General features: G+C 56.9%; 13 protein-coding genes. All 13 read left to right on the forward strand.

Features of this window, described 5'->3' with window-relative positions; genetic code table 11:
* The 13 genes from ACYCZJ_RS14425 (at position 1) to ACYCZJ_RS14485 (ending at position 10286) form a co-directional block, all read left to right on the forward strand.
* Entirely contained in the window at positions 1 to 597 is a 597-nt protein-coding gene (locus tag ACYCZJ_RS14425; RefSeq protein ID WP_461554930.1) for a riboflavin synthase, read from the forward strand.
* The gene (ribBA, locus tag ACYCZJ_RS14430) at positions 594 to 1685 is read left to right on the forward strand and encodes a bifunctional 3,4-dihydroxy-2-butanone-4-phosphate synthase/GTP cyclohydrolase II (RefSeq protein ID WP_461554931.1); all 1092 of its coding nucleotides are present in this window, start codon (positions 594 to 596) and stop codon (positions 1683 to 1685) included. The genes ACYCZJ_RS14425 and ribBA overlap by 4 nt, the downstream gene beginning before the upstream one ends.
* Positions 1686 to 1746: 61 nt before the next feature.
* Entirely contained in the window at positions 1747 to 2214 is a 468-nt protein-coding gene (gene ribH, locus ACYCZJ_RS14435) for a 6,7-dimethyl-8-ribityllumazine synthase (RefSeq protein ID WP_461554932.1), read from the forward strand.
* Positions 2211 to 2648, forward strand: coding sequence for a transcription antitermination factor NusB (nusB, locus tag ACYCZJ_RS14440; protein ID WP_461554933.1), 438 nt, complete (start codon positions 2211 to 2213; stop codon positions 2646 to 2648). Before ribH ends, nusB begins: the two co-directional genes overlap by 4 nt.
* Before the next feature lie 16 nt (positions 2649 to 2664).
* Positions 2665 to 3624: a thiamine-phosphate kinase gene (gene thiL / locus ACYCZJ_RS14445; protein WP_461554934.1), complete on the forward strand. Its 960-nt coding sequence runs from the start codon at positions 2665 to 2667 to the stop codon at positions 3622 to 3624.
* Entirely contained in the window at positions 3605 to 4093 is a 489-nt protein-coding gene (locus ACYCZJ_RS14450) for a phosphatidylglycerophosphatase A family protein (RefSeq protein ID WP_461554935.1), read from the forward strand. Before thiL ends, ACYCZJ_RS14450 begins: the two co-directional genes overlap by 20 nt.
* A complete protein-coding gene (locus tag ACYCZJ_RS14455) occupies positions 4090 to 4584 on the forward strand; it encodes a CinA family protein (RefSeq protein ID WP_461554936.1) in 495 nt (164 codons plus the stop codon). The genes ACYCZJ_RS14450 and ACYCZJ_RS14455 overlap by 4 nt, the downstream gene beginning before the upstream one ends.
* Before the next feature lie 144 nt (positions 4585 to 4728).
* Complete coding sequence (recA, locus tag ACYCZJ_RS14460) at positions 4729 to 5751, forward strand: recombinase RecA (protein ID WP_461554937.1); 1023 nt, start codon at positions 4729 to 4731, stop codon at positions 5749 to 5751.
* Between the two features lie 342 nt (positions 5752 to 6093).
* A complete protein-coding gene (recX, locus tag ACYCZJ_RS14465; RefSeq protein ID WP_461554938.1) occupies positions 6094 to 6540 on the forward strand; it encodes a recombination regulator RecX in 447 nt (148 codons plus the stop codon).
* A gap of 282 nt (positions 6541 to 6822) precedes the next feature.
* The gene (locus tag ACYCZJ_RS14470; protein WP_461554939.1) at positions 6823 to 7938 is read left to right on the forward strand and encodes a glycosyltransferase family 4 protein; all 1116 of its coding nucleotides are present in this window, start codon (positions 6823 to 6825) and stop codon (positions 7936 to 7938) included.
* Positions 7931 to 8683: a DUF2334 domain-containing protein gene (locus ACYCZJ_RS14475; RefSeq protein WP_461554940.1), complete on the forward strand. Its 753-nt coding sequence runs from the start codon at positions 7931 to 7933 to the stop codon at positions 8681 to 8683. Before ACYCZJ_RS14470 ends, ACYCZJ_RS14475 begins: the two co-directional genes overlap by 8 nt.
* Positions 8680 to 9714 (forward strand): lysylphosphatidylglycerol synthase transmembrane domain-containing protein, encoded by a 1035-nt coding sequence (locus tag ACYCZJ_RS14480; protein ID WP_461554941.1) that lies wholly within the window; start codon positions 8680 to 8682, stop codon positions 9712 to 9714. The genes ACYCZJ_RS14475 and ACYCZJ_RS14480 overlap by 4 nt, the downstream gene beginning before the upstream one ends.
* Positions 9715 to 10052: 338 nt before the next feature.
* Complete coding sequence (locus tag ACYCZJ_RS14485) at positions 10053 to 10286, forward strand: hypothetical protein (protein WP_461554942.1); 234 nt, start codon at positions 10053 to 10055, stop codon at positions 10284 to 10286.
* Positions 10287 to 10419: the final 133 nt, after the last annotated feature.

The following is a 10419-nucleotide window of genomic DNA, read 5'->3' on the forward strand; positions in this document are numbered from 1 at the left end:
ATGTTTACAGGCATTATTCAAGCAGTCGGCAAGATCGCAACCGTGCAAGCCCGCAATGCGGATGCGCGGCTGACGATCGACGCAGGCAATCTGGATTTGAGCGATGTGGCACCGGGCGACTCTATCGCCTGCAACGGGGTGTGTCTCACCGTCGTGGCGCTGGATGCACAGCACTTCTCGGTAGATGTCTCGGCAGAAACATTTCGTTGCACCGTGGGCTTTCCCGAGCACAGCCTGGTCAATCTGGAAAAAGCGTTGCGACTGTCGGATCGATTGGGCGGCCACCTGGTATCCGGCCACGTCGACGGCGTCGGCGAAGTGCTGCGCTTCGACCCGGTAGGCGACTGCTTCGAGCTGCTTATTCGCGCGCCAGGCGAACTGGCAAAATTCATCGTGACCAAAGGCTCGGTGACCGTCAACGGCGTCAGCCTCACCGTCAATCGCGTGGACGGTGACCGCTTCAGCATCAACCTTATTCCGCATACGCTGGAACATACCAATCTGCATGCGCTCCAACCTGCCAGCCGGGTCAATCTGGAAATGGACATGATGGCGCGCTACGCCGAACGCATCCTTAATTATCGAGACCAAACATGAGCCTGAGCCCTATCGAAGACATCATCGCCGACCTGAAAGCCGGAAAAATGGTCGTACTGGTGGACGAGGAAGACCGCGAAAACGAGGGCGATCTGGTCATGGCGGCCGAATTTGCCACCCCCGAAGCAGTCAACTTCATGGCCACGCACGGACGCGGCCTGATTTGCCTGACGCTGACCGACGAACGCTGCAAGCAACTGGGATTGCGCCAGATGGTGGCTGACAACCAGACGCCGTACAGCACCGCGTTCACGGTCTCCATCGAGGCGGCAACCGGCGTGACGACAGGCATTTCCGCCGCCGACCGGGCGCTCACCATCCAGGCCGCCGTCGCCAAACACGCCAAAGCCACCGACATCATCCAGCCGGGCCACGTTTTTCCGCTGCGCGCCCAACCCGGCGGCGTGCTGATTCGCGCCGGCCACACCGAGGCGGGCTGCGATCTGGCTGGCTTGGCCGGACTGGAACCCGCCGCAGTAATTTGCGAAATCCTCAAGGATGATGGTTCCATGGCACGTCTGCCGGATTTGCTGGAATACGCCAAAACCCACGGTTTGAAAATCGGCGCCATCGTTGATCTGATTCATTACCGCAGTCAGAATGAAAGTCTGGTGGAGCGTGTCGGCAGCCGTCAGATCAAAACGGCTTATGGTGAATTCCAGCTCATTGCCTATCGTGAAAAAATATCCGGCGCTGCTCATCTGGCTTTGGCCAAGGGCGACATCAGTGCCGCCAGCGAAACGCTGGTGCGCGTTCACGAACCAGTATCGGTGATGGATGTACTCGAAGTCGGCAGCTGCACCCATGCTTATAGCGTTAATCAGGCACTGGCAAGGATTGCCTCCGAAGGTAAGGGGGTGGTGGTTCTGCTGCACCGTCCGGAAAATGCAGCCGACTTACTCACACGTGCTCTACCGGCACCCGAAACCCAGCTTCCGCAAAAATGGGACGTACGCAATTACGGTATCGGCGCACAGATATTGAAAGACATCGGAGTCGGAAAAATGCGCCTGCTCGCAACCCAGCGTAAAATGCCTTCACTATCCGGTTTCGATCTGGAAGTAACCGGTTACGATGACAACGCTTAAACCTGCCCACTCCTTGCATCGTACCCCAGCAAGCTAATCGGCCTCTTCAGGAGAAATAAACATGGCAAGTTACGACAATATTCCCGAGATTGAATCCAGTCTCGACGGCAGCGCTTTACGCATCGGCATCGTCATGAGCCGTTTCAACATGGACATTTGCGAAGGATTGCTGGCCGCCTGCAGCGCCGCACTGACCAAACGTGGCGTAAAAACAGACAACATGCTGCTGACCACCGTACCGGGCGCGCTGGAAATCCCGCTGGCACTGCGCAAAATGGCCATGAGCGGAAAATTCGATGCACTGGTGGCGCTAGGCGCCGTGGTGCGCGGCGACACCTATCATTTCGAAGTGGTTTCCAATGAAATGGCCAATGGTATCGCGCGCATCCAGCTCGATACCGGTGTGCCTGTCGCCAATGGTGTATTGACCACCGATACCGATCATCAGGCGACTTCACGCATGTCAGTGAAGGGTGCGGAAGCCGGCGAATGCGCGATTGAAATGGCCAACCTGCTCAAACAATTATGAGCGGTAACCGTCGCAAAGCTCGCGAATTCGCAGTACAGGGCGTGTACCAATGGTTGCTCAACCACCAACCCAGCACCGATATCGTCAAGCAGCTGCGCGACGATCCGGTATATCGCAATATCGATGAGCAGATGTTCCTGGCGCTCTTGAACGGCGTGATCGGAGAGGCGCCTGCGCTGGACCAGCGGCTTGCGGCCTACCTGGACCGCAAACCCGAAGAACTGAGTCCGGTCGAGCATGCCATCTTGCTGCTGGGTGCACAGGAACTTCTGCATCACCTGGAGGTGCCCTATCGCGTCGTCATCAACGAAGCAGTCGAGCTTGCCAAGATATTCGGCGGCACCGATGGTCACAAATACGTCAACGGCGTCATGGATAAGCTGGCCGCCGAAACACGCAGCATGGAAGTAAGCGCGCCGCGCCACAAGCCCTGACACCAGGGCGTATACCATGCCTTCCGAGTTCGATCTGATCCAGCGTCACTTCACCCGTACCGCTCCGAATGCGGTATTGGGCGTGGGCGATGATTGTGCATTGCTGCAGCCCGGCGCAGGCATGCAGCTGGCTATCTCTACTGATACGCTGGTTGCCGATGTACATTTTTTTGCTGATACCGATCCACACAAGCTCGGCTGGAAAAGCCTTGCCGTCAACCTTTCCGATCTCGCCGCGATGGGTGCGACGCCGCGCTGGGCGACACTGGCATTGACGGTCCCGGAAGTGGACGATGACTGGCTGGCCGCATTTGCCGGCGGTGTGTTTCGCTGTGCCGACCAGTACGGCGTGAGCCTGGTCGGCGGCGACACCACGCGTGGCGCGCTAAGTCTTACCTTTACCGTCATCGGCGAGGTTCCGCCCAATCAGGCGTTGCGCCGCGACGGCGCCCAACCGGACGATGAAATATGGGTCTCGGGTACGCTCGGCGATGCCGCATTGGCATTGGCTGTATTGCAAGGCCGCGCCAATTTGACTACCCCCGACCTGGCAACCCTGGCCGTGCGCCTGCACACACCCACCCCGCGCGTTGAATTGGGCCTGGCGTTGCGCGGACTGGCAAGCAGCGCAATTGATATATCTGATGGCCTGCTCGCTGATCTGGGGCATATCCTGTCGCGCTCCGGTGTAGGCGCCAACATTGAATATACGCAATTGCCATTGGGCGAAATTGTGCATGATTATGCAGCGCATCCGGAATTCGATGCCTGCGTGCTGAGCGGCGGTGACGACTACGAGCTGTGTTTTACTGCACCTGCCGCGCACCATCAGGCACTCGACGACATCGCTACCCATCTCGACCTGCGCCTGACTTGCATCGGCCGCATACACGCCGAGCCCGGCCTGAACGTGTGTAATGCGCAAGGCCAGGTGCTGGACATTCGCTGCACCGGTTATGACCACTTTGCCGCCTGACTGGCGCTTCATTACACGCCATCCGGCCCATTTTCTGGCCTTTGGGCTGGGCAGCGGCCTCGCACCCAAAGCACCGGGCACCTTCGGCACGTTGGCGGCACTGCCGTTGTATTATCTGATCGCCTGGTTCGCCACGCCCATTGAGTTGTATCTCATCATCGCCATCGCCGTCGTCGCCGGTATCTGGATTTGCGGCAAGACCGGACGTGATCTGGGCGTAGCCGACCACGGCGGCATTGTCTGGGATGAGATCGCCGCATTCTGGATCGTGCTGGCAGCCACCCCACAAACGCCATTATGGATTGCCGCTGCCTTTGCTCTATTCCGCCTGTTCGATATCTGGAAACCGTTTCCCATCCGCCAGTTCGATGCGCGCTTGAAAAACGGCTTCGGTGTCATGTTCGACGATTTGCTGGCGGCCGGTTACACTTTACTGGTACTGTTCCTTGCGCAAAAACTGTTGCCATGAGACCGACCGACACAGAACTCTATCAACTGGCGGAGCAAACCGGCGTTGCCCTCAATCAGCACGGCATGATGCTCGCCAGTGCAGAATCCTGCACCGGTGGTTGGGCCGGCATGCTGATCACCGCCGTTCCGGGCAGCTCGATGTGGTATGAACGCGGCTTTATTACCTATACCAACACAGCCAAGCAGGACATGCTCGGCGTACAGACAGCCACACTGGAGGCATACGGCGCGGTATCCGAGCCCACTGTACTGGAAATGGCACAGGGCGCACTCACGCACAGTCAGGCGCAAATTGCGCTGGCCATCTCGGGTATCGCTGGCCCCGGCGGCGGCACTCCAAAAAAACCGGTCGGCACCGTGTGTATCGGCTGGGCAATGCAGAATGGTACCCACCACACCACCACCTGCAGGCTATCGGGTGACCGCGAGGAGGTTCGTGCACGCGCCGTTGCGGCAGCATTGCGCGGCGTGCTGGAGTTACTGGGTTAGCTCCCAAAACCGGACCGGGCGCACAAAAACCAATCGAGCGCACAGCATTCGATAATTTGTTTTACGGCTTGTTCGTCAGCCACGGTTGCTGACGGGCTTTAGCGGTTTATGCCATAATCCCGCATTAAATTTAAGGAAAATCACATGGATGAAAACAGAAGCAAGGCCCTAGCCGCCGCCCTGGCGCAAATCGAAAAAAGCTTCGGCAAAGGCTCCATCATGCGCCTTGGCGATGGCGAAGTCGTGCGCGACATTCAGGTGGTTTCCACCGGCTCGCTCGGTCTGGATATTGCGCTGGGCGTCGGTGGCTTGCCGCGCGGACGTGTGGTTGAAATTTTCGGGCCGGAGTCATCCGGTAAAACCACGCTTACCCTGCAAGTCATCGCCGAAATGCAAAAGCTGGGCGGCACGGCTGCATTCATTGATGCCGAGCACGCACTCGACCCGCAATATGCGCAAAAGCTTGGCGTGAACGTCTCCGACCTGCTTATCTCCCAGCCCGATACCGGCGAGCAGGCACTGGAAATCGCCGACATGCTGGTGCGCTCCGGCTCGGTGGATGTAGTGGTGATCGACTCGGTGGCAGCGCTGACCCCCAAGGCCGAAATCGAAGGCGAAATGGGCGACTCGCACATGGGCCTGCAAGCCCGCCTGATGAGCCAGGCGTTGCGCAAGCTGACCGGCAACATCAAGCGCACCAATACCCTGGTGATCTTCATCAACCAGATCCGCATGAAAATCGGCGTCATGTTCGGCAATCCGGAAACCACCACCGGCGGCAACGCGCTCAAATTCTACGCCTCGGTGCGCCTGGATATCCGTCGTATTGGCGCGATCAAGAAAGGCGACGAAGTGATCGGCAGCGAAACCCGCGTCAAGGTCGTCAAGAACAAGGTTGCGCCGCCGTTCAAACAGGCTGAATTCGATATTCTGTATGGCGAAGGTATCTCACGCGAAGGTGAAATCATCGAGCTTGGCGTAGACCATAAGCTGGTGGAAAAATCCGGGGCATGGTATGCCTATAACGGTGAAAAAATTGGTCAGGGCAAAGACAATGCGCGTGAATACCTGCGTGAGCATCCTGAAATCGCCCACGAGATTGAAAACAAGGTACGCGCAGCCATTGGGATCGTGCCGATGGCGGCTACGGCAGAAGCCGCTGAGTAATTAACAGCGCGATGCCGTCATTTCCGGTCAAGCCTGGAATGACAGCATGAACCTGGAAAAGCGGTTATCCACAGGGAAAATAAAGGCGAAAGGTAAAAATCAAGCCCGGAGAAGGTCTTAAATTTTGCCTTTTGACTTTCCATTTTTGCCTTTTGCCTTCATCCTAAGAACGGCGATTTCTCCACGAAAAACACGAAATAAATCAATACATTGCATTGATTTAAGTCATTCACCCATTGGGTGATGATCTACAGCTTGTTATCGCTTTGAATATTTTTGTGCTTTTTGTGTTTTTCGTGGACAACTGCTTTTTCTAGGTTCATTGTTTTTTGCGTGGTTACAATGTCCAACCCTCCGGAAAAATCCCTGCGCGCCCGCGCACTCGACGCACTTTCCCGGCGCGAACACTCGCGCATGGAACTGATGCGCAAGCTGGCCCCGCACACCGACAACCCGGACGAACTCACCGCCCTGCTCGACGACTTGCAAAAGCGCGGCTGGCTGTCCGACGCACGTTTCGCGGAACAGGTGGTCTTTGCCAGGCAAAGCCGTTACGGCAGCCGCAAACTTGCCTTTGAATTACGCGAAAAAGGCGTAGACGAAGACCTCATCAATGCCACCCTGGTCAACCTGCGCGACACCGAACTGGAACGCGCCCGCGCCGTCTGGGAGCGAAAATTCGGGCAAGTCCCCGCCAGCGCCCAGGAAAAAGCCAAACAGGTACGCTTTCTGCAGAGCCGGGGGTTTGGATGGGATGTCATCCGAACAATCCTGGGCAACATCGAATAGCAGCCGGAATTCGGTCTCAACACCCTTCGTAACCGGGCGGACATATGATTTTTTATCATAATGTGCGCAAACAGACATACGCTTGTAATCAAACTCGGGAAAATGGTGTCCTAACAATTAATCGTCGTTTTGATTAGTGCGCATCGGTTTATCCATCTATTTCTTGCCCCTTCAAGACGCGATCGTGTTCCAAAGCCATCCTGGAGCCGTGTTTGGAAGAAATCACCTGTCATGGCGACGGCTCATGGATAAACTGTAAAGTCACCAGGGTACGCTCAACGCATGCATATCGCCGACGTCACCATGTTTTACACGCCAGTTAGTGGCGGCGTACGCACCTATCTCGAAGCCAAACATCGCGGGTTGGCGGGATACGTCCAGCACAGTCTGGTAGTGCCGGGGCCGCAACGCTCTCACAATGGATACGTCCATAACGTCGCAGCGCCGCGGATCCCGTTTGGCCATGGCTACCGGTTTCCGCTACGAACAAAAAACTGGGTGGACACCCTGACCCGGCTTCGCCCTGACCTCATCGAAGCGGGCGATCCCTACGTCACGGCGTGGGCTTGCCTGGAAGCCGGACAACGCCTGGGGGTACCGGTGGTCGGCTTTTATCACTCTGACTTGCCGCGCCTGGTGAACTCGCGCGTCGGGCACTGGACTGATCCGGTACTGGATAACTATATATCCAGGCTTTACAGCCGGTTTGATCTCGTTCTGGCACCCAGCCAGGTAATGGCCGAGAAACTGCTGCGCCTGGGCGTGGAAAAAGTAAGGCTGCAACCGCTGGGCGTGGATACCACGCAATTTCACCCTCGTCATCAGTACTTGCCTTTCAAACAAACGCTAGGCATTTCCGACGACGTTTACCTGCTCATCTTTGTCGGACGCGCCGCACGCGAAAAAAATATCCCTCTGCTGCTCCAGACCATGAAACTGCTGGGCAAAAATTATCATTTATTATTGGTGGGGCCGGGGATGCCGCGCGCGGTGCCGGAGAATGCCAGCGTGATTCATGAATACGTCCCCGCCGATCGGATCGCCCGCTATCTCGCCAGCAGCGATGCACTGATTCATGCCGGTGATAACGAAACTTTCGGCCTGGTGGTGCTTGAGGCGATGGCGAGCGGCATTCCTGTCATCGGCACCCGCAAGGGTGCGGTCGCCGAACTGGTTGTGCCAGGTTGCGGCCTGCTGGCCGAAACGGTAAGCGCGCCAGCACTGGCGGAAGCTGCGCGCAACCTGTTTGCCAATGGCTATCATGGCATGGGACGTCTGGCCCGGAAACGTATCGAACAGTTTTATGACTGGGACCGGATACTGATTCAGTTGCTGAGGCAGTATCGTAAATTAATCGGTTATACAGAGCGAAAGATAGAGGAAAGCCGTCGTGCCTGATCAACCTGCCAGCCTTGCCATGAATGTGGTCCTGCATGACGTGACGCCGGAGAGTTGGCCTGCCTACCAGGACTTCATCCATGCCGTGGATGCCTTGGGAGGCGTCCCTTTGACCTTGTTGGTGGTGCCCGACTTCCACCACCAGTTCCACCTCGACCGTTTCCCGGATTTCAGAAACGCCATCGAGCAGCGCATTGCCCGTGGCGATGAAGTCGTGCTGCATGGTTATTTCCATCATGACGACAGCCCGTTGCAGCCCAACCCGGTGAATTGGTTCATGCGCCGTATCTATACCCATGAAGGCGAGTTCTACAGCCTTGATGAGATGCATGCCCGGCAACGTCTGGAGCGGGGGCTGGAACTGTTCCACCGCTATCGCTGGCCGGTGGCTGGTTTCGTCGCGCCTGCGTGGCTGATGAGCAAGGGAACGCAAGCCGCTCTGCGTGGCTTGCCGTTGCGCTATACCAGCGACCTGGCCGGACTCATCCGCCTGCCGGACTGGCAGCGCCTGGACATGCCTACGCTGGTGTGGAGCTCGCGCAGCGCCTGGCGGCGCCGGGCCTCGCGTCACTGGAACCAGTTCCGTCTGAGGCAGAGCTTATCCAGCCCGCTGTTAAGGCTCGGGTTGCATCCCATCGACATGCGTTACCGCGAAGCCGTGCATTTCTGGCTGGAAACACTGGAGACACTGTTACCCACCCGCACTGCGCTAACCAAGGCGCAATGGGTGAATCACTGCGCATGAGGCGGTCCCTCTGGCTTATCGGGTTTGGTTTGATTCTGGGCCTGAGTATCCCGCTGCTATATGGCGGCAGCGGCCTGTTTCAGCGCCTGAGCAGCTTTCCGTTATCGCTGCTCGGCGTGGTGCTGACGATGATTTTTGTCGGCTGGAATTTCAACGCCGGGCGTTTGCGCCTGATGCTTGCCGGCATCGGCCATCCTATGGCTCACAAGCATGCACTGGCCACCGTCATGGCCACCGAATTCGCCATTTGCGCCACCCCGGCAGGCAGCGGCGGCCCCCTCACCTACGTCTTCCTGCTGCGCCGCCATGGCGTATCCGGTACCAGCGCCGCAGCCCTGTATGCGCTGGATATCCTGATGGACATCCTGTTCTTTACCACCGCGCTGTTAGTCATCGCGCTCATCCTGTTCATCCACCCGCAACAATTACAGGTAGGCTGGCAGCTCGCCCTGCTGGCCGCATTACTGGTGGGCGCCATGGTATTGGCGTGGCTGGCGGCAAGACACTATCGGTCCACCTTGATGTGGGCAAGCCAACGTTTGCGAAAATGGCACGTATCTCCTGCCAGGCGAAGACGCGTGTTGCGCACGCTATTACGCTTCCGCCACGGCTTGCGTCTCACGCTGGCGATGTCGCGCGGACGCCTGTTCGCCATCTACCTGCTGTGCGTCGGCCACTGGCTGATGCGCTACAGCATTCTGTATGTGCTGATCGCCGGGATGGACCGCCATATCTCCTGGGCCTACAGCTTCCTCATCCAGATGCTGGCGCTGACCGCGGGCCAGTTCACCATGCTGCCCGGCGGCAGTGGCGGGGTCGAGCTGAGCTTCACCGCGCTGCTCGCGCCGGTGCTCGACCACGCCACCCTGGGCGCAGTCCTGCTGATGTGGCGCTTCACCACCTACTACTGGTACCTGATCGCCGGTGCACCGGTTTTTGCCCTGTTCGCAGGCAAGGCGCTGTGGCAGCATCTGGGGAATGGCGCTCCGAAAAAGGCCGGGGCGAGTCAGGCAACATCGACACTGCATTGATTAAGGCATGTTGGGCTTGGTATCCACCCGTATTGCTTTATAGTAATGCTCGAACAATGCGCCTTATCATCCGACGCTTGCTCGGTACGAATGCTGTAATGACGCAACCCGAATTTCGGTAAAAAAATCGGTCAAATAGCTGGGAAATCACAAGGAATTACTTTAGCTTCCATCCCCCAAATTTTAGACCTGACTATAATAAGCGATTAGAAAATATAGCTCACATAATTAACAGGATAACTTCCACTTATTTTGATTTAGACAGCGTAGCGTTCCAAAGTTAACACCGTTTTATTTAACGTTGAGCCGTCTTTTCCACTAAACGACGATAACCGCCAATGAAAACCTGCATCTATAAAAAGAATGAATTTGCGACCGCAGACGGTGAGCATATATTACAAAACTTTCTTGGCGCGAGGTGGGTATCGAACGATATCTCATGCAATGAAGTTCAGGCGTTTTTTGGCGAAACAATCGACTCTGCACTTGAACAAGGACTACGACAATTTCGAAATCTTCTGGGAACCAAGGGCGGACGCGGGGACGATGGCCCTGACTTAAGGATGCTCTGAACAACCCCGTCTGCCGCGCAGCGGCAGGCGGCTCCGCTTCAAATTTTCAAACGGCAGTGTGAAATGCTCAGGAAATGCAATTTTCCTCACTGCTTTTGGCGTTCTTCGCCCTATTTAACCCATTTTCCCGATC

Source organism: Sulfuriferula sp., assembly GCF_054605375.1.

What these genes read in the sequence shown, in the direction of transcription:
- ACYCZJ_RS14480 (WP_461554941.1), top strand. Translation starts at nt 8,680, where the DNA reads ATGAGGCGGTCCCTCTGGCTTATCGGGTTTGGTTTGATTCTGGGCCTG.
- ACYCZJ_RS14425 (WP_461554930.1), top strand. Translation starts at nt 1, where the DNA reads ATGTTTACAGGCATTATTCAAGCAGTCGGCAAGATCGCAACCGTGCAA.
- recA (WP_461554937.1), top strand. Translation starts at nt 4,729, where the DNA reads ATGGATGAAAACAGAAGCAAGGCCCTAGCCGCCGCCCTGGCGCAAATC.
- recX (WP_461554938.1), top strand. Translation starts at nt 6,094, where the DNA reads ATGTCCAACCCTCCGGAAAAATCCCTGCGCGCCCGCGCACTCGACGCA.
- ACYCZJ_RS14470 (WP_461554939.1), top strand. Translation starts at nt 6,823, where the DNA reads ATGCATATCGCCGACGTCACCATGTTTTACACGCCAGTTAGTGGCGGC.
- ribH (WP_461554932.1), top strand. Translation starts at nt 1,747, where the DNA reads ATGGCAAGTTACGACAATATTCCCGAGATTGAATCCAGTCTCGACGGC.
- ribBA (WP_461554931.1), top strand. Translation starts at nt 594, where the DNA reads ATGAGCCTGAGCCCTATCGAAGACATCATCGCCGACCTGAAAGCCGGA.
- ACYCZJ_RS14455 (WP_461554936.1), top strand. Translation starts at nt 4,090, where the DNA reads ATGAGACCGACCGACACAGAACTCTATCAACTGGCGGAGCAAACCGGC.
- ACYCZJ_RS14485 (WP_461554942.1), top strand. Translation starts at nt 10,053, where the DNA reads ATGAAAACCTGCATCTATAAAAAGAATGAATTTGCGACCGCAGACGGT.
- ACYCZJ_RS14450 (WP_461554935.1), top strand. Translation starts at nt 3,605, where the DNA reads ATGACCACTTTGCCGCCTGACTGGCGCTTCATTACACGCCATCCGGCC.
- thiL (WP_461554934.1), top strand. Translation starts at nt 2,665, where the DNA reads ATGCCTTCCGAGTTCGATCTGATCCAGCGTCACTTCACCCGTACCGCT.
- nusB (WP_461554933.1), top strand. Translation starts at nt 2,211, where the DNA reads ATGAGCGGTAACCGTCGCAAAGCTCGCGAATTCGCAGTACAGGGCGTG.